General features: G+C 65.1%; 14 protein-coding genes and 1 pseudogene. All 15 read right to left on the bottom strand.

Annotated elements, in window-relative coordinates:
• Nucleotides 1-8: 8 nt before the first annotated feature.
• Nucleotides 9-719, bottom strand: a complete 711-nt coding sequence (locus CBM2594_RS04415) for a TagF domain-containing protein (RefSeq protein WP_198048091.1) — start codon at nt 717-719, stop codon at nt 9-11.
• Nucleotides 716-4,434 (bottom strand): annotated as a pseudogene (gene tssM, locus CBM2594_RS04410) (type VI secretion system membrane subunit TssM). Before tssM ends, CBM2594_RS04415 begins: the two are co-directional and overlap by 4 nt.
• Before the next feature lie 152 nt (nt 4,435-4,586).
• Nucleotides 4,587-5,864: a type VI secretion system protein TssL, long form gene (tssL, locus tag CBM2594_RS04405; RefSeq protein WP_116355777.1), complete on the bottom strand. Its 1,278-nt coding sequence runs from the start codon at nt 5,862-5,864 to the stop codon at nt 4,587-4,589.
• Entirely contained in the window at nt 5,861-7,204 is a 1,344-nt protein-coding gene (gene tssK, locus CBM2594_RS04400) for a type VI secretion system baseplate subunit TssK (RefSeq protein WP_116355776.1), read from the bottom strand. Before tssK ends, tssL begins: the two co-directional genes overlap by 4 nt.
• A 4-nt stretch (nt 7,205-7,208) precedes the next feature.
• Nucleotides 7,209-7,730 (bottom strand): type VI secretion system lipoprotein TssJ, encoded by a 522-nt coding sequence (tssJ, locus tag CBM2594_RS04395; RefSeq protein ID WP_290367785.1) that lies wholly within the window; start codon nt 7,728-7,730, stop codon nt 7,209-7,211.
• 23 nt (nt 7,731-7,753) lie between these two features.
• Complete coding sequence (locus tag CBM2594_RS04390; protein ID WP_116355775.1) at nt 7,754-8,029, bottom strand: PAAR domain-containing protein; 276 nt, start codon at nt 8,027-8,029, stop codon at nt 7,754-7,756.
• Nucleotides 8,030-8,094: 65 nt separating this feature from the next.
• Nucleotides 8,095-9,564 (bottom strand): hypothetical protein, encoded by a 1,470-nt coding sequence (locus CBM2594_RS04385; protein ID WP_232346559.1) that lies wholly within the window; start codon nt 9,562-9,564, stop codon nt 8,095-8,097.
• A gap of 111 nt (nt 9,565-9,675) precedes the next feature.
• Nucleotides 9,676-10,404, bottom strand: coding sequence for a T6SS effector phospholipase Tle3 domain-containing protein (locus CBM2594_RS04380; RefSeq protein ID WP_198048090.1), 729 nt, complete (start codon nt 10,402-10,404; stop codon nt 9,676-9,678).
• Between the two features lie 83 nt (nt 10,405-10,487).
• Nucleotides 10,488-12,074 carry a hypothetical protein gene (locus tag CBM2594_RS04375; protein ID WP_373457580.1) on the bottom strand — a complete coding sequence of 529 codons (1,587 nt, stop codon included), beginning with the start codon at nt 12,072-12,074 and terminating at the stop codon, nt 10,488-10,490.
• Between the two features lie 2 nt (nt 12,075-12,076).
• Entirely contained in the window at nt 12,077-13,537 is a 1,461-nt protein-coding gene (locus tag CBM2594_RS04370; RefSeq protein WP_232346558.1) for a hypothetical protein, read from the bottom strand.
• A gap of 114 nt (nt 13,538-13,651) precedes the next feature.
• Nucleotides 13,652-15,928, bottom strand: coding sequence for a T6SS effector phospholipase Tle3 domain-containing protein (locus tag CBM2594_RS04365; RefSeq protein ID WP_116355771.1), 2,277 nt, complete (start codon nt 15,926-15,928; stop codon nt 13,652-13,654).
• Entirely contained in the window at nt 15,925-16,254 is a 330-nt protein-coding gene (locus CBM2594_RS04360) for a hypothetical protein (protein WP_147310399.1), read from the bottom strand. Before CBM2594_RS04360 ends, CBM2594_RS04365 begins: the two co-directional genes overlap by 4 nt.
• 232 nt (nt 16,255-16,486) lie before the next feature.
• The gene (locus CBM2594_RS04355) at nt 16,487-19,105 is read right to left on the bottom strand and encodes a type VI secretion system Vgr family protein (RefSeq protein ID WP_116355769.1); all 2,619 of its coding nucleotides are present in this window, start codon (nt 19,103-19,105) and stop codon (nt 16,487-16,489) included.
• Nucleotides 19,106-19,241: 136 nt separating this feature from the next.
• Nucleotides 19,242-19,727, bottom strand: a complete 486-nt coding sequence (locus CBM2594_RS04350; RefSeq protein WP_116355768.1) for an Hcp family type VI secretion system effector — start codon at nt 19,725-19,727, stop codon at nt 19,242-19,244.
• A 130-nt stretch (nt 19,728-19,857) separates the two neighbouring features.
• The gene (tssC, locus tag CBM2594_RS04345; protein ID WP_116355767.1) at nt 19,858-21,351 is read right to left on the bottom strand and encodes a type VI secretion system contractile sheath large subunit; all 1,494 of its coding nucleotides are present in this window, start codon (nt 21,349-21,351) and stop codon (nt 19,858-19,860) included.
• Between the last annotated feature and the right edge of the window lie 38 nt (nt 21,352-21,389).

Below are 21,389 nucleotides of genomic sequence, written 5' to 3'. Positions count from 1 at the left end.
GAGGGAGATCAGAGTCCAGCCACGATGCGGCGGATCGAAGCCAGCCCTTCAATCCCGAAAGGGCCGCGGCCCGTGGACTGCCAGACGCTGCCAAGGCTGCCAAGGCGCAGCAGGTCAGGGAGAAAGCTTTCGCACATTGCGCTGGGCGCGCGACGTCCGCTGGCGCGTGCGCCCGCCTCCGCCAGGCGCCCGAGCGACAGCCGCAGGCGCTCGCCCCAGCGCGGCCGGTGCCGGGCCCACAGGGCGTCGATTGCCGCGGGCAGCCCGGTTCGGTCCGCCTCGTGCGTGTGGTCGCGCACCAGCTGCGCCAATTCGGTCAACCACTGTGCAGGCGGGGCGAGGACATGACCAGCCCATCCGGCACTGGCGCATTGCCAGACCACCAGCGGATAGCGCCGCCCGACCTGGTCATGCGAGGCGGCAATGACACCGACCAGGTAGCCGCGCCCGTCGGGAAACTGCAGGCCGCCGGGCCGCAGCACGAACTGGCACGGCTCGCCGGGGCACAGCCGGCACGGGCCTGACAGGCTCGGCGGGGTCAGGTGCAGCCATTGCCGCGCCGGGGCATTCGCGGCATGCGATGCCGCCCGCACCGGCAAGGCGTCGTCCCCGCCATCGAAGCAACTGCGCCACGCCTGTACCTGGTCCAGCGGGGCGCGGTGCCGGACAAAATCCCGTTGTCCGGGCAACTTGCCGAACATCGACGGCGCCGTGATCATCCGGACCTCCCCGGGCATTGGAAGCCCTGCAGCATTCCGGTGGTCCAGGGGTTGGCAAGGCTGCCGGTATTGATATCGAGCTTCGCCTTGCGGCCGTCGAAGTCGTATTCCGCCATGAAGTGGCTGGCGGTCGCGGAGCCGGCGAGACGGCCCCGGGCGATCACCCGCATCAGCGCCCACGGGCCGTTGGCGGCCAGCGTCGACGTATCCGGGCGAATCCGCGGGCTGGCGCTGATCTCGGCGACTTGCCCGCCGCGTGGTCCGGGCCAGGTCACCTTGAGCGGGATAACCGGCCCATGCACGTAGCGCTGGCTCTGTCCGTCAAAGTCCATGTTGAGCTCGACGATCTCGGGATCGAGTTCCACCACTTTCAGGTCGACTTTCCACGCCATCTTCTTCGCGCCCGGATCCCGGAAGAACACTTCCCGGATCTCCCTGGCGCGCTGGAATGGAACCAGGCTCGGGCCAGCCACGGGCGGCACGTCGGGTGCGGTCAGCTTGTAGCGCCAGGGCGAGATGGTGGTATCCACGTGCGGCGCCAGCACCTTCTGGAAAAAGTCGTCCAGCACGCCGCCCGCGGCGAAGACGCGGGCAAAGTCTTCCGGGTCCACGTCCTGCGTGGACGTCGGCGTGAACGGATACTTGCCGTCGATGGCACTGCGGCAGCTCTCGCCGATGACCGCGTCCATCTGCGCGATCAGGATATCGCCCACGCCCTTGTTGACGTCCCTCGCCCCCTGCACGACCAGGTCCGCCAGCACCGCCTTGAACGGCGCCGGCAGCTTCGCCGCCTCCATGCGCAATTGTTCGCCCGCTTCCGCCGGCGGCGGCAGGTTGCGCGTGCTGAGCGCGTTATGGGCGACCACCAGGCTGGTGTAGTAGGCGTTGACGATGCCGGCCACCGCATCGAGTCTGGGCTTGCCGGCTGTGTCGCGCGCGCCCGGTGCCGTCGCGTCGGCCTGGCCGGTGACCACTTCGCGCAGCGCAGCGAAGCGGTTATCGACCAGTTCGCGTTCCTGACGGGCCTCGGCGCGCGCGCTCAGTGCTCCGGCTTTTTCGGTGGTCTTGTCGAGCGCTGACAACGCCTTCTGCGCCAGCGACTTCTCCTCGGGATCGAGCGGGCGGCTCAGCGTCGTTTCTTGCACCGCGGCCCGGGCCAGCCGTGCGAGCGGTGAATCCGGCGCGGCAAAGTTGCGCACGATCTCCAGGTCGAAGGCAAGGTCGTTGCCGGTCACGGTCCGGATATCACCCAGAAAGGCCTCCCAGGTCCGGGCATATTCGTTCAGGTAGAGCCGCCGGATCTCGCGCGTGAGCGGATCATTGCCGGTGAGCCGGCCGATGGCATCGTCAGCCGTTTTTTTTTGAGCGCCGGGCCCGGTGCCACGGCCCATCACCCAGATGTCGACCGCCTGCGCCCTGGCGACGAACTCCGGCAGGCGCGCGTTGAACAGGTCGTGATAGCCGGCGTAGGTAAACAGCCCCGGAATGCCGCGCTCCAGCGGCTCGCCGCTGGCCCGGGTGAAGACCGTGCCCGCCTGGGGGCCGACCGCGCGCACCAGTGTGAAATCCTGCGGCGCCTGTTCCATCATCGCCGCCCTGGCGCGCTCATAGAGGCGTTCGACCGAGGTATCGCTGTCCAGGAAGTCGCGCGCGGACCGGATCAGCGCCTCGTTGCGGGCATAGGGCGACAAGACCGGCCGGCTGCCGTCGAGCAGGCGGTCCAGATGCTCCAGCACGGCCACCCGGCCGCCGAAGGCATCGGCTCCCTTGCCCGTGGCCCAGTCGCTCTGCACCCAGCTGCGCACGTCGGCGGCGTTGAACTTTTCCGCGTCGTGCAGCATCAGGTAGACCCGCAGGGTATCGTAGGTCTGCCTGGCGTCGCGCTGGCTGACCGCACCGGACAGCACCGCTTCGACCCGGCGCACCAGGTACGGCACCAGCAGGTTGTCCTGCAGCCGGCCATGGGTCAGGGTCGCGGCGTCCAGCACCGGCGGCACGCTGTACAGGCCATAGCGCCAGTCGACAGACGGATCGGCCAGGTCCAGGCCGGCATAGGCAGGCAGGTCGCGGGCGGCCGCCAGCACTTCGGGCATGGCATCCGGCGCCGGCTTCTTGTAGAAGGCCGCCACCGTCGTTGCCAGCGCCTTGGCCTTCTCCTGCACCACGTCAAGATAGCTGCGGTTGTGGCCGAAGCTCGCGTACAGCGCGCCGGCCAGCCAGAGGAAGATCACCAGCGCCAGCGCGTGCCCCAGCACCCGCAGCATGCGGTAGCGGAATTCCCAGCGCAGGTTTGATGCGCTTCGGGCACGATGATGCGCTTGAACACGTCCTGCAGGAAGTAGCTGCGGTTGCCCGTGGCCTTGTCCGTGGCCTTGTCCGTGGCCTTTTCCGCGGCGGCGGCGCCAGCCTGGACGCCGGTTTGCCCGATGCCACGCAATTGCCTGATCACGGTGCCCGCATCCGCGACCACCTCCGTCCCGGACTGCGCGGCGCTGGTGAAGTACACGCCGCGCAGCATGGCATTGCGCTCGGTGTCGTCGTACCGCGAATCCAGGAAGATTTGCTCCAGCATCGCGACCAGCGGCTCGGTCAGGCTGGCGACCTCGTCGCTCAGCGCGTAAAGCGCCTGGCGCCGGCTCAGGTCGAATTCCTCATACAGCCGCCCCTCGAGCCCCGCATCCAGGCGCGTCACCAGCGCCTGCATCTCCTCGCGGCAGCGCGCGCCGACCTCGACGGCCGGCTGGCCGCGGCGCGGCTTGCCGGCGGCGGGCAAGGTGAAGCCCCAGGGCTGGGCCCGTCCTTCGCTGGTGAGGTACTGGAAGTACTCGGCAAAGCCGGCAAGCTGGTCGAGCTTGGTCACCAGCACGTAGATCGGGAACTGGACCCCCAATTCCTCGCGCAGCTCGGCCAGGCGCGCGCGGATCCTGGCCGCTTCGGCCACTCGTTGCGCGCTGGAATGACGCAGCAGGTCCGCCACGCTGATCGCCACCAGTGCGCCATTGATCGGGGCGCGGGCACGGTACTTTCGCAGCAGGCCGAGGAAGCCCTTCCACTCGGCCGGATCTGCCACCGAGCCCGATTCCTGCGCGGTGTAGCGGCCCGCCGTATCGATCAGCACCGCCTCGTTGGTGAACCACCAGTCGGTCTGCGCGGTGCCATGCCGGGCGCGAGCCGCCGCGCCCATCTGCTCTGCAATGGGGAATTGCAACCCGGCATTCAGCAGCGCCGTGGTCTTGCCGGCCCCCGGAACGCCCACCATGAGATACCAGGGCAGTTCGTAAAGATAGCGCCGTCCCTCGAACAGGCGCGCCAACCGGCTGCCGGTGCGCATGCTCCTGAGTTGCCCCAGCGCGGCCTGGATGACCGTGTTCAGACTGGCAATCTCGTCCCTGGCCACGACTTCCGCACGCTTGCCGCCAAAGTTCAGCAGGCTCTCGACCAGCGTCCGGTCCGTGCGGGCGCGCTGCCATAGCCGGTACAACAGGTACGCGGCGAAGATAAACACCATCGCGGCGATCAGCAGGATCCGGACCGAGCCGGGCTCCAGCGGATGCGTGGCGCCAACGGCCAGCAACGGGCCAGCATGCCAGACCAGCAGGCACAGCGCGACAACGCCTATGGTGGAAACCGGCCAACCCAGCAGCCAGAACAGCGTCAGCGCCAGCAGCAGCACGATCAGCGTAACGCGTGCGCCGGTGCCAGCCAGCGGACGCATGCCGTTGAAGCCGAGAAGCGGCCCGATAAACCAGATGGCCGCCGCGACCATGAGCCCGGCAACGAGAGCGAGCGTGAGCCGCGAGAACAGCACCGTACCAATACGCTTGAGGAATTCCATGCCTTGCCCTTGAACTTGCTCTTGACGCCCGGTTATTGCGTCACCACGATCTCGACCCGGCGATTCTTCGCCCGCCCGGCCGGCGTCTTGTTGTCGGCAAGCGGCTCGGCATCGCCCTTGCCGATCGCTTCCAGGCGGCTCTTTGCAACGCCCTTGCTGGCCAGGTACTCGGTCACCGTCGCAGCGCGCTCCTCCGACAACGCCTGGTTTGACGGGTACCTTGCCGTCCTGATCGGAACGTTGTCGCTGTGGCCGATCACCGTTACCTTGCCGGCGACCTTGTTGATCTCCGCGGCAACCTTGTCCAGCAACGGCAGGATCCGCTCGCTGACCTCGGCGCGGCCGCCGCCGAACATGTCATCGCCGCGGAAGGTGACGGCACTGCGCGCCGCATCCTCCTGGACGCTGACAACGCCGCGCGCGATCTCGTCCTTGAGCAGCGCCGCAAGGCGCAGCGCCTTGGGCGGTTCCGGCGGCGTCGCCTTGCCGATGGCAAGGATCTGCTGCTCGAGATCGTGGGTGCGGAACAAGAGCTGGTACTTGTACCAGCCAAACAGGCCAAAGGCCGCCAGCGCCAGCACCGACACCGTGACCCATACCGGCACCGCGCGCAGCAGCCGGAGCCGCCCGGCGTCAGCGCCGCGCCAGTGCGGCGACAAGTCGCGCGGCACGCTGTCGCGGGCCCCGCTGATCAGCTGCAGCAGGCGCTGCCGGATCGCGTCGAGCTGGCGGTGGCCGTCGGCGTGGCCGGCATATCGGCCCAGGAAGCCAAGGGACAAGACGTGATAGATCACCTCGATCACCGGCATGTGTTCGGCCGGCGAGGCTACCAGCCGGCCCAGCAGCTGGAACACCTTTTCGCCGCCGTCGTTCTCCCCGTGCAACTGGATCAGCAGGCTGTTGCTGGCCCAGCCATGGCGCCCCCAGTCCGTGCCGTTGGCAGCCTCATCCAGCGCCGTACACAGGCAGTACTGTGCTGCCAGGACTTGTTCGCGCCGAAGATTCGCGCGCTCGCACACTGACTGGAAGTCTTTCGCCTCCCGCACCAGCATTCGCTTCAGCGCCGCGGCCTGGTCTTGCCGCAGCGATGCCGGCATGTCGGCCAGCGCACGCAGCAGCGGCCGTGCCGCGGCGAGCAAGGGATTGGCCTTGCGCCGGATCTCATCCACGCGCTGCTCAACCGACTTGCGCGTCTCGTCCTGGCCGTTCGCCCCGGCTGCGCCGCCTGGCCTTGCGTGCTCCGCGGCCCTGGCACCCTGTGCTGGTTGCGCTTCCAATGGCAGCCCCGCCGACACCAGTGGCTCGCTCATTGCCGCACTCCCCACAGCTCCATGCGCAATTCCGGAAAGGTGCCCGCGACGTGCAGCGCCAGTCCACCGTACTGTGCGACCTGTTCCCACAGCGGATGCTTCTGAGAGAGCTCAAAGTAGACATGGCCGGCATTGAACGGGATCTGCCGTGGGGGCACCGGCAGCGACTGCAACGGAATGCCGGGAAGATGCGACCGGATCAGCTCCGCCAGCCGCGCGGAAGGTCCCACCTTGGTCTGGGCCGGAAACTGCTGCTGCAACAGATCCGCCGGAACCTGCGCGGCCACCGCCAGCACAAAGGTCGCGAAGCGGCCGATCTCGCCCGGGTCGAGCACCGCCATCCGCATCCCATTCGGCTGCTCCGTGATGTCGATCCGCTGCGCAGCGCGCTCCAGCACCACATTGAGCAGAAAGCGCAGGTCATCGACCAATGGCTTCAGGCAAAGATGCGGGGCATCGTGCCGATAGGCCGCATGCTCGGCCGGACGCCGGGTCTGGGTGCGCACGAAGGTCGACAGTTCCCCGGCCAATGCCGCCAGGTGCAGGTACAGCACCTCGGGCGACGCTGCCTTCGCCTTCAGCAAGTGGGTCAGGATCGGCTCGTACCGGTTCAGCAACTGGAGGATCAGGTATTCCGACACCTCGGCGGCATCCCCGCCCCGCATCGTCGCAGCCGAAAGGCGCTCCGCCATCGCATCGGCTCTCAGATGCAGCAGGCCATGGATTTCGGCAAGCCATGTCTGCAGCAAGGTGCTGGCCGTATAGACATTGACCGGCGGGATCAGCGCCGTATCCAGCCTGGCGCTGCCATCGGCGCGGATCTCCGCCACGCTTGTCAGAGGCAAGCCCAGCCACGATTCGGACAGTTCCTTCTCTGGCAACAGCCGCAGACGCAGGTCAGCTAGCTGGACCAGCTTTGGCCCCTGTGCGATCGAATTCGCATCGAGCAATTCCTGTTCGAAGGCACGGTATCGCGCCAGCGAATCGGCGGCATCCTCGAAGTTGACCTCTTCGGCGTTCGGCGTGCGAATCGGCACCGCCAGGCAGATGACCTGGTTCAGGTGCTCGGCCTGCAGCGCAAGCGGCGCCGGCACGGCGGTATGCGCCGGCGCGTCGAAGGGCGTACCGTCCTGGAAGATCCCCGCGGCACTGGAGACCACCAGCTTGCCCAGCGAGAGCGCTTCAGCATCGATCGAGACATGGTGAAAGCCCCAGAAAAACGGGCTCAGCGCGGCGCTGCGCTTGTGCGCGTAGTGCTCCAGGTAGCGTTCCTGCTGCTGAAAGAGTTGCGGGCGCAGGAACAAGCCCTCGCTCCAGACGACTTTGTTGTACCAGCTCATGGATTCAATCAGGTTTGGAAATCGTGATGGTCTGCTGGTCCAGCGAGACTTGCAGCCTGACCTTGCGCGCCGGTATCGCCATGCGGTACCACGCGGCTTCCGGAGCCGGCGGCAGTTTGTAGACCGATCGCCAGGTAGCTTTGCCAAGCTCCCTGTAACCGACCAGAATGCCGATGGACTGCGTCTCCGGATTGAGCTTGCGCTCGATGTCGCGCGACTCCCCGGGCCGGAGGACGAACTCGTCTCGTGCCAGCAGATCCTGTGTCAGCAACGTCTTGTCTGACTTCTCCAGCGAGTAGTAGTCCGCATTCTCGAACGTGCCGTCGGTTTTGAGCTCGTAGACGCGAACCAGGACCGGAGATGGCCTGCCCTTGTCGTCGGGGTTGATGGTGTCTTTGGCGGTTAAGGAGAGGTCCAGCTTCATTTGTTCGCGTTGGGCGGGCGCTGTTGCGCAAGCAGCAAGCCACAGCAGCAGAATGCCGCCCGTCCGCTGCCACAGAACCCGCCCGCTGCCCACCGCGGGCATGCCCCGCCGCTTCACATCTGTCCTCATGCCCGCGCCCCGTGGCTGCCGATCAACGCACAGCCGCACGCGGTCAGATCGCCCGCACAGGCCCCGGGTATGCCCCCGACCTTGTATCGCCCCGCCACCTGCACGATCGGGTTGATGCCATGTGGCCGTCCGTCGGGGTAGCGTTGCGGACATCGCACCAGGTCGCCCAGTCGGGCGACAGGCTTGCCTTGAATCTTGCTGGTGGGCGAGCCACTGATCACGACGCCGCCATGGGTGGTAGCGTCGCCAACGGTAATGATGTTCGCGGACATGCATGACTCCTCTTCGTCTTAGGTGCACATAGCGGCATGGGGGTGTTCCCCCTGCGCTTCGCCTCTCAACCTGCTCGCTTGCCAAACCACGGCCAATACGCCCGCCCTTCTCCGCGCGCACGGTCCCATGTCGTCACCGGCGGCTGCCGCTGCCACCCTGGCGGCGGCGCGATCAGCACCGCCCACGCGTCGTCGGGATCGGCCAGGCTCGTCACCACCGCGCTATTGCCGCTCTGGTTGGCGTAGGCAGCGGCAAACGCCGCATTCACCGCGAAGCTGGCCGCGCCAGCCGGACCCACCATCTGTTCCGCTACGCTATGCACCGCGCCGATCTGGTCCAGTTCCGGCCACTGCCGGTGCAGCGCTTCACGCAAGGCGCGGGTCTGTGCCACGATCCGCGGCGACTTCGGATAGATGTCGTGATAGATCCGCTGTACCGGGCTGGCTTGCGGCGCCTGCGCGGCGACGGCCTTGAGCAGGTCATTCCACGCCCCGCCCGGGTTGGCCGCACTGGCGTGGATGCCGCCTTCGTGCTGCTGCGGCGCATAGATGGCGGCCAGCGGTGCATAGCCCCAGTCGGCGCCGGGATGCCCCAGGATCAGGAAGGCGGAGTTCTCGTTGGTCTGCGCCCCATACGGATAGTTGGGTGCGTCCATGTTCCAGACCCACGCCAGGCGCTTGGGATTGGCTTGCAGGTAGGCCAGCGCTTGTTTGAGCGTGTAGAAGCCCACGGCTTCAGCGCCGGCTGCCACTGTCACCGTGGGCAACTTGCCGCTCGGGTTGAGCAGCATGCTCTTGCAGGAGGCGGCAGAGGCAACCCGGTCGAACACCAGTCGGCGCACTGCGTTGATGGTCAGGGTACGTTCGCCGATGATCATCGCTTGAGTCGTCGACGTTCCGCGTTCGGGCTCGCCCTCCAAGTTCTTATGCAGGTTGACCCAGTAGTCGCGCATGCGCTCCTCGGCGTGCGCCGCGTCGTAAGCGATCACGCTCGGCGCGGGTACGCCGGCGCGACTCTGCATGCGCAACACTTCGCGTTCGGTCGCATTCGGCTTTTCGTTGAGATAGGTGGGTGTGACGATCCAGCGCTGCGCCATGCCGGCAAAGACGCGCGTGTCCATGTAGTCCGGTCGGTCGGTACCCTGGCGCACTGAATAGAAATACGTCGGATCAACCGCGTAGGCGTCCAGCGTGCGCAATGGCTTATCAAGCAAATCTTCCAGTACGTCGCGATACTTGTCGAACCGGGCGTTTGGATAAGCTTCAGGTCGCTCCCCCGGCGCTAAGGCCCCGTCGATCAATCGGCCCACAGCATCGCCCAGCTTGAAGCGCTTGGCTTCAGCATCATTCTCGTTGGGCTGCGCCAGCCCCTGCGCCCATAACAGGTTCCAATGCGTTGGATAGCTGCGACGCATCAGCGGATTCAGCCATTGCACTCCGAGCACCAGCGCAGCCGGTGCAATGGCAGGACCGGCATTGGCGGCAGCGGATGATGAACGCGGCCATGCTACGGCCTTGCGAGAGTAATTGAACATGTGCGATCCGGACTGGCAGGCAGTGAGAGAAAGGCAAAGGCATGCCACGACCCTGGCTGCAACGTTGATAGGGGAGTAACGAGAACAAGAAACTGAGCGCATGATCAACGCCTAGGCAGTAACGGAATCATTGCCGCCCGCCCTATTGTTGGCCTGTAATGGCCAAGTGTTACGCTCCCTATTGACTTCCAATGTGTCCAAGCAATTTGGCTGGCCTTCCTCTTCCAACTGGCTGTTGTACCTAGCCAAGTCCCTCAGCTTCACGCCACCAAGCTCTGCAGATGCGTAATATTGAAATTCATTATCGTTGTCGCTGTCTGCATCATCTTTCCTTGGCTTGCACCACCGCCAGTCAGCCATTCGCCGCAACTGATCCAGTTCCGCCGAATTGAAGTAGCACACCCCCACATCCACGTCGTAGGCCAACACCTCCTCGCTATGCGCCGGATTGGTCAGGATGGTCGAGTGGTTGCTCGCCTGCTGGTCCACGCCCTTGGCCAGCAAGCCCATGCGTGTCTCTTGCGCAAACTCCCCAAACCGGGTGTTCCGGATCTCATCGTGGCGCTTGGCATCGAGCTTCTCCACATCCTTTTCGCTGTAAGGCGAATCCGACTGCAAGCTGCCGTCTTCGGCGTAGATATAGCGGCGCGCCTTCTGCCGGATGGCGGCGTTCTGGTCGTAGCGCATTGCGGCTTCGCTGTCCTCAAACCATTCGCCCGTGGAATTGACGCCGTGCACGTAGATCACCACGCCTGGCAGAAGTGCGGGATAGTCCAGGTCAAGTCGAGGGCTGCCGGGCAGGGTCAGGGATTCGGCGCTGTAGTCAGCTTGATGGCTCATGTTTGACTCACAAGGCAATCGAAAGGATCGTGGGTATGGATTGATCCGAAGGGCTGGATTAGCTGTCTTAGTGCTTTTCATCTTCAGCCAGTCTGTTTTCCAAACCACGGCCAATACGCCCGTCCTTCGCCACGCGCACGGTCCCATGTCGTCACCGGCGGCTGCCGCTGCCACCCTGGCGGCGGCGCGATCAGCACCGCCCACGCGTCGTCGGGATCGGCCAGGCTCGTCACCACCGCGCTGTTGCCGCTCTGGTTAACATAGGCAGCGGCAAACGCCGCATTCACCGCGAAGCTGGCCGCACCCGCCGGCCCCACCATCTGTTCCGCTACGCTATGCACCGCGCCGATCTGGTCCAGTTCCGGCCACTGCCGGTGCAGCGCTTCGCGCAAGGCGCGGGTCTGTTCCACGATCCGCGGCGACTTCGGATAGATGTCGTGATAGATCCGCTGTACCGGGCTGGCTTGCGGCGCTTGCGCAGCCACTGCCTTGAGCAGGTCATTCCACGCCCCGCCCGGGTTGGCCGCACTGGCGTGGATGCCGCCTTCGTGCTGTTGCGGCGCATAGATGGCGGCCAGCGGTGCATAGCCCCAGTCCGCGCCGGGATGCCCCAGGATCAGGAAGGCGGAGTTCTCGTTGGTCTGCGCCCCATACGGATAGTTGGGCGCGTCCATGTTCCAGACCCACACCAGGCGCTTGGGGTTGGCTTGCAGGTAGGCCAGCGCTTGCTTGAGCGTGTAGAAGCCCACGGCTTCAGCGCCGGCTGCCACTGTCACCGTGGGCAACTTGCCGCTCGGGTTGAGCAGCATGCTCTTGCAGGAGGCGGCGAGGGCAAACCGGTCAAACACCAATCGGCGCACTGCGTTGATGGTCAGGGTACGTTCGCCCACGATCATCGCTTCAGATGTCGGAACTCCTCGCATTGGCTCACCATCCAACCCTGTGTGCAGGGTGACCCAATAGTCGCGCATACGCTCCTCGGCGTGGGCCGCATCGTAGGCAACCACACTAGGCGCTGGCACACCGGCCGCCTTCTGTTTGCCCAAGATCCGCCGTTCACTAGAAGCAGGCGTTTCATCGAGATACGTAGGCGTGCCGATCCAGCGCTGCGCCATGCCGGCGAAGACGCGCGTGTCCATGTAGTCCGGCCGGTCGGTACCTTGGCGCACTGAATAGAAGTAGGTCGGATCGACCGCATAGGCATCCAGCGTACGTAGCGGGTTGTCCAGCAAGTCCGACAGGCCCTCCCAATAGCTGAGCTCAAGATTGGGAATATCTTCCAGGCGCTTGCCCGGGCTGATCCCGTTGATCAATCTGCCCACGGCGTCTCCCAACTTGAAACGATTGGCCTCGGTATCGTCTGCGTTGGGCTGGACCAGCCCTTGCACCCATAACAGGTTCCAATGTGTTGGATAGCTACGGCGCATCAGGGGGTTCAACCACTGCACGCCCAGTACCAGTGCCGCCGGTGCGGTAGAAAGATCGGTATTGGCCGCCGCTGACGGTCGTGGCCATGCCACGGGCTTGCGGGAATAGCTAGACATATGGGCTCCGTACGACTGGCAGGCGGCCAGCCAGCAGCAGGCACCGATCGCAAGGCACGCGCCCGCACGCGCCGCAAGGCAGCCCTTGCCTCGACTCAGCGGCTTGGCAGTCTCCATGTTTCTCATCGTCAGCCAGTCTGTTTTCCAAACCACGGCCAATACGCCCGCCCTTCTCCGCGCGCACGGTCCCATGTCGTCACCGGCGGCTGCCGCTGCCACCCTGGCGGCGGCGCGATCAGCACCGCCCACGCGTCGTCGGGATCGGCCAGGCTCGTCACCACCGCGCTATTGCCGCTCTGGTTGGCGTAGGCAGCGGCAAACGCCGCATTCACCGCGAAGCTGGCCGCGCCAGCCGGACCCACCATCTGTTCCGCTACGCTATGCACCGCGCCGATCTGGTCCAGTTCCGGCCACTGCCGGTGCAGCGCTTCACGCAAGGCGCGGGTCTGTGCCACGATCCGCGGCGACTTCGGATAGATGTCGTGATAGATCCGCTGTACCGGGCTGGCTTCCGGCGCCTGCGCGGCGACGGCCTTGAGCAGGTCATTCCACGCCCCGCCCGGGTTGGCCGCACTGACGTGGATGCCGCCTTCGTGCTGCTGCGGCGCATAGATGGCGGCCAGCGGTGCATAGCCCCAGTCCGCGCCGGGATGCCCCAGGATCAGGAAGGCCGAGTTCTCGTTGGTCTGCGCCCCATACGGATAGTTGGGCGCGTCCATGTTCCAGACCCACACCAGGCGCTTGGGGTTGGCTTGCAGGTAGGCCAGCGCTTGCTTGAGCGTGTAGAAGCCCACGGCTTCAGCGCCGGCTGCCACCGTCACCGTGGGTAGTTTGCCGCTCGGGTTGAGCAGCATGCTCTTGCAGGAGGCGGCTTGCGCCACCCGACCAAATATGAAGCGGCGTACTGCGTTGATGGTCAGAGTACGTTCGCCAATGATCATCGCCTGGGTGGCAGGCGCGCCCCGCTCGAGCTTCCCCTGCCAGTTCGTGTGCATGGTGACCCAGTAGTCGCGCATGCGCTCCTCGGCGTGGGCGGCGTCGTACGCAATCACGCTCGGAGCTGGTATGCCCATGTCTTGCTGCTCCTTCAGGAATTCACGTTCAAAGCCGTTCGGTGTTTCGTTGAGATACGTGGGCGTGCCGATCCAGCGCTGCGCCATGCCGGCGAAGACGCGCGTGTCCATGTAGTCCGGCCGGTCGGTACCCTGGCGCACTGAATAGAAGTAGGTCGGATCGACCGCATAGGCATCCAGCGTACGTAGCGGGTTGTCCAGCAAGTCCGACAGGCCCTCCCAATAGCTGAGCTCAAGATTGGGAATATCCTCGAGACGCTTGCCTGGGCTGATCCCGTTGATCAACCTGCCCACGGCCTCTCCCAGCTTGAAGCGCTTGGCCTCGGTGTCGTCTGCGTTGGGCTGGACCAGCCCTTGCACCCATAACAGGTTCCAATGTGTTGGATAGCTACGGCGCATCAGGGGGTTCAACCACTGCACGCCCAGTACCAGTGCCGCCGGTGCGGTAGAAGGATCGGTATTGGCCGCCGCGGACGGTCGTGGCCATGCCACGGGCTTGCGGGAATAGCTAGACATATGGGCTCCCGTCTGACAGGAAGATAGAAATAGACAGATGCACGCCACGACACTGGCGACGAGCGCCATCCTAAGATGGCCACAAGCTTTGGGCAGTTGAACCATCGTCGGAACCTAAGCTACGTTGTGGTCGTTGCCACTCGGATTGTTCGCGGCCTGTAGCGGCCAGGAATTGCGTGCGCCATTAATACGCAACCTGTCCAACGTACCGCTCATCGAATTGAACGCGTTGATATCCGACATTCCTTGTCCCCCTACAGAAGCCAACGCGTGGTACTCCCACTCGTTGTCCTTCTTTAAGTCGCTCCCAATGTCGTCCGTCTTCGGCTTGCACCACCGCCAGTCAGCCATTCGCCGCAACTGATCCAGTTCCGCCGAATTGAAGTAGCACACCCCCACATCCACGTCATAGGCCAGCACCTCCTCGCTATGCGCCGGATTGGTCAGGATGGTCGAGTGGTTGCTCGCCTGCTGGTCCACGCCCTTGGCCAGCAACCCCATGCGCGTCTCCTGCGCGAACTCTCCAAACCTGGTGTTCCGGATCTCATCGTGGCGCTTGGCATCGAGCTTCTCCACATCCTTTTCGCTGTAGGGCGAGTCCGGCTGCAAGCTGCCGTCTTCGGCGTAGATATACCGCCGCGCCTTCTGCCGGATGGCGGCGTTCTGGTCGTAGCGCATTGCGGCTTCGCTGGCGCCATCGCCGTGGCCGCTGGCACGCTGCCTGGCATAGGGATCGTCCGCGCCTGCGGCCCGGTTGGGGTTCAGCGCGTCGGTCGCAGATTCCTTGTGGCGATTGAAGGGGCCGCTCACGCGGGCGTCGTCCGCCCCGGTTGACGTTTTGAGCCCGCTCGGCGTCTCGCCCTCGAGCTTCTGTCCGCTTCCGCGCGGAAGGTAGAGCGCGCGCGGCACGATGCCTCCTCCGGGCACCGCCGGCGCACTGATGTTCACTGACCAGTGCCTGTCCGGTTCAGCGTTGGCATACGCCGCTTTGCCGCCTGCGGTGGTGATCGCGCTGATGACGAATTGCGCGAGGCCGCCAATTGCCGTCACCGCAGCTTTGCCCAGTACGGTGCGCCGCGGATCGTCCCAGATCTCGCTGATCTGCAGGCTCAGACGGTCAGCCTGCGGTTCCCAGAACTGGTTCTGCTCCGGACAGGCCCCGATCGTGTGCTTCCAGTAGTCGTAGGTGAAGCCTGGGCTGTTGCCCACCTTGAACGCCTCGCCTCCCGGCAGGCCTGCCTGCGCCCAGACCCGCTGGTACAGCACGCCTTCGGCCTTGGTGGCGGTGACTTCCTCCTGACTCAGGCCTAGCCAGCCCATGCCCTGCACCGTCGACACGGAGATCACCCGATCGTGTGGATTGCAATAAAGAAAAACGCGCTTGCGCGTGGCGCGCTCTGCCCGGTCCTGGTCCGCCTTGCGTGGCTTGTCACCGTTGCGCGGGGCGCTGTTCATGACCTCAAGATTGACCTCTTCGTCACTGGCATGCCTTCCCGGCCCACTGCGCACCAGGTCGAAGAATGCCGCCAGGGTCTTGACGCGCGCATCGTGCTTGACCCGCCCCTGCATGGTCTTCAAGTCATACTGGGCATAGTTGTCGAGCCTGTTCTTCTGCAAGCTGTAGGGCGCGTTCGCGAGCACGTAGGTGTCAGCCACGCCCAATCCCCCAAGATCCGGGTGGTTGGCGCCAAAGAATGCCGAGCCGATCCCGATCATATTGCCCTGGCTGTGGCAGACCAGCGTGACCGGACAGTCCTTGCCGCCGTACCGCGCTCGATGCATCTCGCGCACCCGCGCCACCAGTTTGGCCAGCCGCCACGCGGCAAAGGCCTGGTAGTGGCGAGGCGGACAGCTGTAGATCAACCGGTCGCTCGGATTCATATCCTGCACCGCCACACCCAGGAACAGGCCCGTGTCGACACCGCCGCCAAACATGTCGGGCAACGCCGAGCAGCCGTTGGCGAAGGGGCCGCCGCCCCAGGCATCCGCCTCATCCAGCAGGATGTTTCCGCCCACTGTCGCCAGTTCATCCTTGCTAGCCTTGTAGCCCCAGCGAAAGCGGATGATGGGGCTGTAGCCGGGTTCGCTGACGAACGCATCAGCACTCAAGTCATCGACAATGAAACCGTCTTCCGTCAGCTCCCTCCGATAGGTAGCGGGCCGTAACTGTCCGCTGCCCCCGACACGGAACACCTGATCGGTGTTCCGTTGCAGTCGGGTATTCAGCCCCGCGCAGATACCCGTTTCGCTGTCTTCAAACCATTCGCCCGTGGAATTGACGCCGTGCACGTAGATCACCACGCCTGGCAGAAGTGCGGGATAGTCCAGGTCAACTCGAGGGCTGCCGGGCAGGGTCAGGGATTCGGCGCTGTAGTCAGCTTGATGGCTCATGTTTGACTCACAAGGCAATCGAAAGGATTGTGCGTATGGATTGGTTCAAGAGGACTGCCATGGCAGTGCAGAACGGAGAAACGCAGCGCAACCAACATCACGCAACACGCCCCCAGTTCGGCCTGGTCCGCGGCAGATCGCGGTGTGTTCGGGAAACGTGCACGGCATCCTTGCGCTTCCGGCATGCTCGCCATCGATGCCGCAACCACGCCACCAAGATGCTCCGGGTCCTGGCTGCCTTCGTGCTGATACAGGTCAACCACCTGCGCATAACAGGGCAACAGTGGATCCGACTCGATACGTGCATGCATCATGAAGCGCGTCATTGCCGGATCCGGGGTTTCCCCGCGGACCCGGATCGCGTCGTCATTGCCCGCACGCGCACCAGCATCGACGCGTTGGCGTTGGCGTACGCGCAGGACAGTTCGCGTTAGGCGCGATGCGACATGCCGAGGATCCTGCTGCAACGCCTGAGGGGTCGCCCCAACGGTGCTGGAAGCCGAAAACCAAGGCACCTCAAGCAGTGCCGGACGCGGGAATCTACGCACGCTGACCGCCCTATTCAGTTCCGCCCGCGGGCGTCAGTCCTTTACCGAAACTTATCGATAGCGCCTCCGCCGCATCCGCCGCATAGAGCTCTGTTTCTCCTTTTGCATTGGTGGTCCCGGTCAGCACGCCGCCGTCCGCTTTCACGATCCGGTAGGGGACGTTCGCGACCGGCTGGTTGTCGAGCGGACGCACCAGACGGAACAGGCGGCCGGTATCGGCAGATTCAAACCGGGGCAAGGCTCGGCTGATCCCCTGCGGCCCTGGCACATCGAAATCCCCGGTATTGAGATGCACCCGGGTCGGCCCGAACACATCGACGCAGCCGTCGGCGATACGGATGCCCGCGTTGCCGCTCATGAGGGTGATGCCGGCCTTGGCGTTGAGCAGGATCGCGCCGTGGGTGGCCGTCATCGTGATGTCGTTCAAGGCGTTGCTGATCACGCTGCCGCCTTGCGCCTGCGTCAGCACGTTGCCCTGGTGCGCAAGGGTGCGGATGTCGCCGCTGTGCGCGAAGCTGCTGATCCCCCACCCCGCATTGACCACGAACCGCTGCCCCGCCGTCAGCTGCTGGTTCAGCCGCGACACCATGTCGATATGCTGGCCGGCGTAGCTGGTCAGCCCCTTGGGCGTCGCCAGCGCCATGCCAGCCGGCGCATACGCGCCGAGCAACGGCTGGCCACCCTGGCCCGGCGCGTCCGGATGGTTGTTGGCGCCGGCATCCCACTCCCTGACGGCCCGCGTGAGGTCGGCCTGCGGGGCCGTATCCGCGGCCAGCCCTTCATGCGCATGGCCGTAGTCACCAAAGGACTTCGCCGCTTCCAGCGCCGCTTCCATGCAGCGGATGAACTCATCGCGCGACAGGTGCCCGCCCACGGCGCCGACCTGCCCTTCGGCCGTCAGGAACAACCCCTTCGCACCGCGTATCGCCCCCTGGCCGTCGGTGCGCAGATCAAAGCCCTCGCCGCGCCGGTCCTTGCGTCCGGCGTGGTCCGGCACACCGGTCAGATAGCCCAGGTTCAGTTGCGATGCCTGGTGGTCCGAGGACAGCTGTGCCTGGATCTGGCCCTGCGTGTCGTCCATCAGCAGGTGGTTGTGGCGCCCGCCAAACAGCTCCTTGCTGCGGATCCCCGACAAGGCATGCTGCCCGGGCAGTGCCCACGGCGGCAGGTTGAGCTGGTTCGGTGCGCGGCCGACGATCACCGGGCAGTCCGGGTCGCCGTTGAGGAAGGCCACCATCACCTCCTGCCCGATGCGCGGAATATGCATCGCGCCAAACTGGTCGCCCGACCAGCCATTGACCACCCGGATCCACGGCGACGAGTTCTCGTCATGCTTGCCGTAGCGATCCCATTCGAACTGGACGATCACGTTGCCGTGATCGTTGCACCAGATCTCCTGGTTCTTCGGGCCGGTCACCACCGCTCGCTGCAAGCCGGACACGCGCGGCTTGTCGACCGTGCGCGGCGGGCGGAAAACTTCATCGGTCGGGTGCGCTTCGAACGCGACGCGGCAGGCAAAGCGCTGTCCGCTGCCGGCTTCGCCGCCGATATCCTCCAGTTCCAGCGTGGCACCAGTGACGAGATACTCGCGGTTCATCGCCGGGTTGCCGTGGTTGCTGACAAAGTAGGTGCAACCCGCCGCGACCCCGCGCAGCGCGCCCGCGCCGCGCGCACGCCGCCCGCGCGAGCGGCGCTCTTCCATGCGGATCCGTGCGCGCATCTCGCCCACCGCGGGATCGACGTAGTCGCCCGGGTACTCGTAGCGATCGAACCCGCCGAAACTGGTGTCGCGCGGCTGGCTGTTGTCGGTGCTCAGGTCTGCGCGCGGCTTGCGCGGATCGTAGTCACTGAGCGTGACCTTGCCGGTGCGCAGCCGGTTGACCGGGTCGAAGCGCACCAGGTGTTCCTGGTCGATCTTGAAGCCGCTCGGATAGAGCGCCAGCGTGTGATAGGCCTCGCTCGGGAACGGGCGATACGCGCCCGATTCGGCGGCGAGCACCAGCCGGTGGTGGCCGCCGTCATGCTCGAAGAAGTAGGTGATGCCATACTCTTCCGTCAAACGCTGGATGAAGGCGGCATCGGTCTCGCCGTGCTGCACCTCCCAGTCGAGCTTCGGATAGACCGACGTGTCCAGGCGCTTCTCTACCGCGAACGGGTAGTCGGCAAGCACCTCGTCGACGATCTCGATTACCGTCTTCCTCTGGAACGGCTTGAAGTCCGACGTCAGCGTCGCCAGCCAAAGCCACGGACGCAGCGTGAACCGGTACACGCGGTTCTCCGCCACGCCGCCGACCTGCTCGAGATCCGAGATGACGCCGGTGATCTCGCGCTGCCCGGCGCCGACTCCGCCCGCCAGGCCGGTGCCGATGCCATCGAGCTCGATGGTGACGGTCATCTCGCGCCCGATCATCGCGTCGGGGTCGGCCTCGGCAAGGTACTGCTCGGCCGCGGGCGACACCGCGCGCAGGTCTACCTTGTAGGTGAACAGCTCGCTCAGGCCCTCGTGGCCGGACAGGCGCACGAATTCCAGCTGGGGCTGACCCAGCAGGTCGGGAATCGCGGCGCTGGCCACGCTGACGGTGCGGTGCCTGCCGACACGCGGAACAGAGAGATTGCTTGGCGTATTCATGAGGTCACCCTCGCAGCCAGCGGCCAGATGTCATGCGGTTCATCGAAGCGCCCTGAAGCTTCCATAGCGTCGGTGCCCGGATTGCCTCAGTGACCCCGGCGACGGCCGCAGTCGCCGCCAGGGCCAGCGATGGCAATCAGGCTTCCTTGTTGCCCTTGATGTCGTAGCCCGCGGTGACCGCGCCGCCGCTGCCGCCCTGGGCGTTCTGCACCACGTATTCCTGCTTCACCCTGGAGAACGACAACGCCACCTTCTCGCGCATGCGCACCTCATCCTCCACCGAGCCCGTGGGGCTCACCCTGGTGACGATCACGTCGGTCATGGTGAGCTTCAGATATTCGAGCGGATTGCCGCCGGCCTTTCGCACCACCAGCACGGCCTCGTTGATGTGCTTGCCGGTGAGGCAATACTTCATCAGGTTGGGCGACGCGCGGTCGATGAAGTGCTCGAACGACAGGTCCGACACGGTCGCCTTGCCGGCCCCGCCGCCGCTGCCCGCGTGCATGGTGGACTGTTGCTCGATGCTCCAGTCCCAGGCCAGCACTTCGATTTCATTCTTGTGCGACGAATCCTGCGACTCGCCATCGATGCCGTTGATCTTCAGGAAAATGTCCTGTGCCATTGCAAAACTCCTTTCGCGTTTAGACAAGTACTGCAGACAAGAGCCACGGCCGGCACCGCGTTTCCCTTGAGGGTGGAAGCGCGGGGCCTCGCCATGGAACTACCGGTACGTTTCAACGCCCGGGCGGCGCTCAGGCGGCATCCTTCACCGACGGCAGGCGTGCCACCAGCCGCAGCGAGACGGTCAGGCCCTCGAGCTGGAAGTGCGGGCGCAGGAAGAACTTGGCGCTGTAGTAGCCAGGATTGCCTTCCGCTTCCTCGACGACCACCTCGGCTGCCGCCAGCGGACGGCGCGCCTTGGTTTCCTGCGACGAGTTGGCCGGGTCGGCGTCGACGTAATTCATGATCCATTCGTTGAGCCAGCGCTGCATGTCCTCGCGCTCCTTGAAGGCGCCGATCTTGTCGCGCACGATGCACTTCAGGTAGTGCGCGAAGCGCGAGCAGGCGAACAGGTAGGGCAGCCTCGCCGACAGGTTGGCGTTGGCGGTCGCGTCGGCGTCGTAGTACTCGGCTGGCTTCTGCATCGACTGCGCGCCGATGAAGGCTGCGTAGTCGGTGTTCTTGCGGTGCACCAGCGAGATAAAGCCGTTCTTCGACAGCTCCGCCTCACGGCGATCCGAAATCGCAATCTCGGTCGGGCACTTCATGTCGATGCCGCCATCGTCGGTCGGGAAGGTGTGGCATGGCAGGTTCTCCACCACACCGCCGCTTTCCACGCCCCGGATCAGCGTGCACCAGCCATAGAGCTTGAACGAGCGGTTGATATTGACCGCCATGGCGTACGCGGCATTGCTCCACACGTACTTGCGGTGATCGGCACCGTCGGTGTCTTCCTCGAAGTCGAACTCGTCGACCGGGTTGGTCCGGATGCCGTAGGGCAGCCGCGACAGGAAGCGCGGCATGGCCAGCCCGACGTAGCGCGCGTCTTCGGCATTGCGCAGGCTGTTCCACGGCGCGTATTCCAGGTTCTGGAAGATTTTGGACAGATCGCGCGGATTGGCCAGCTCCTGCCACGAGTCCATCTGCAGCACCGACGGCGAGGCGCCGGCGATGAACGGGGCGTGGGCCGCTGCCGAGATCTTGGCGAGCGAGCCAAGCAGTTCGACGTCGGGCGGCGTATGGTCGAAGTAGTAGTCGGCCACCAGGCAGCCATAGGGCTCGCCGCCAAGCTGCCCGTACTCTTCCTCATAGATGCGCTTGAAGAACGGGCTCTGGTCCCAGCCGATGCCCTTGTAGCGGCGCAGCGTGCGGCGCAGCTCTTCCTTGGACACATCCATCACGCGGATGCGCAGCTTGTCGTCGGTTTCGGTGTTCGAGACCAGGTGGTGCAGGCCGCGCCAGGCGGACTCCAGCTTCTGGAAGTCCTCATGGTGCAGGATCAGGTTGATCTGCTCGGAAAGCTTGCTGTCGATCGCACCGATGATGGCTTCGATGCTTTTGTAGGCATCATCGCTGATGGTGAACGCGCTGGCGAGCGCCTGCTCGGCCAGGGTCTTGACGGCGAGGTCGACGGCCTCGCGCGCCTGCTCGGTCTTGGGCGAAAACTCGCGGCTGATCAGCGCCGCGAAGTCGGAATGGTCAGCGCTCGCGGGCGCATGGGCTTGGGCTGGTTGGACGGAGGCCATGGAATCCTTGCTTGATGAATTGGTTCAGGTGGGCAAGC

This window comes from Cupriavidus taiwanensis, assembly GCF_900249755.1.
GTDB lineage: Bacteria > Pseudomonadota > Gammaproteobacteria > Burkholderiales > Burkholderiaceae > Cupriavidus > Cupriavidus taiwanensis_D.
The sequence above is the reverse complement of the archived record's forward strand: the minus strand, read 5'-3'. Positions and strand labels throughout refer to the sequence as shown.

Bases quoted from the DNA above. Each gene is read 5' to 3' on its own strand.
- CBM2594_RS04415 (WP_198048091.1), bottom strand. From the start codon at position 719: ATGATCACGGCGCCGTCGATGTTCGGCAAGTTGCCCGGACAACGGGAT.
- tssL (WP_116355777.1), bottom strand. From the start codon at position 5,864: ATGAGCGAGCCACTGGTGTCGGCGGGGCTGCCATTGGAAGCGCAACCA.
- tssK (WP_116355776.1), bottom strand. From the start codon at position 7,204: ATGAGCTGGTACAACAAAGTCGTCTGGAGCGAGGGCTTGTTCCTGCGC.
- tssJ (WP_290367785.1), bottom strand. From the start codon at position 7,730: ATGCCCGCGGTGGGCAGCGGGCGGGTTCTGTGGCAGCGGACGGGCGGC.
- CBM2594_RS04390 (WP_116355775.1), bottom strand. From the start codon at position 8,029: ATGTCCGCGAACATCATTACCGTTGGCGACGCTACCACCCATGGCGGC.
- CBM2594_RS04385 (WP_232346559.1), bottom strand. From the start codon at position 9,564: ATGTTCAATTACTCTCGCAAGGCCGTAGCATGGCCGCGTTCATCATCC.
- CBM2594_RS04380 (WP_198048090.1), bottom strand. From the start codon at position 10,404: ATGAGCCATCAAGCTGACTACAGCGCCGAATCCCTGACCCTGCCCGGC.
- CBM2594_RS04375 (WP_373457580.1), bottom strand. From the start codon at position 12,074: ATGAGAAACATGGAGACTGCCAAGCCGCTGAGTCGAGGCAAGGGCTGC.
- CBM2594_RS04370 (WP_232346558.1), bottom strand. From the start codon at position 13,537: ATGTCTAGCTATTCCCGCAAGCCCGTGGCATGGCCACGACCGTCCGCG.
- CBM2594_RS04365 (WP_116355771.1), bottom strand. From the start codon at position 15,928: ATGAGCCATCAAGCTGACTACAGCGCCGAATCCCTGACCCTGCCCGGC.
- CBM2594_RS04360 (WP_147310399.1), bottom strand. From the start codon at position 16,254: ATGACGCGCTTCATGATGCATGCACGTATCGAGTCGGATCCACTGTTG.
- CBM2594_RS04355 (WP_116355769.1), bottom strand. From the start codon at position 19,105: ATGAATACGCCAAGCAATCTCTCTGTTCCGCGTGTCGGCAGGCACCGC.
- CBM2594_RS04350 (WP_116355768.1), bottom strand. From the start codon at position 19,727: ATGGCACAGGACATTTTCCTGAAGATCAACGGCATCGATGGCGAGTCG.
- tssC (WP_116355767.1), bottom strand. From the start codon at position 21,351: ATGGCCTCCGTCCAACCAGCCCAAGCCCATGCGCCCGCGAGCGCTGAC.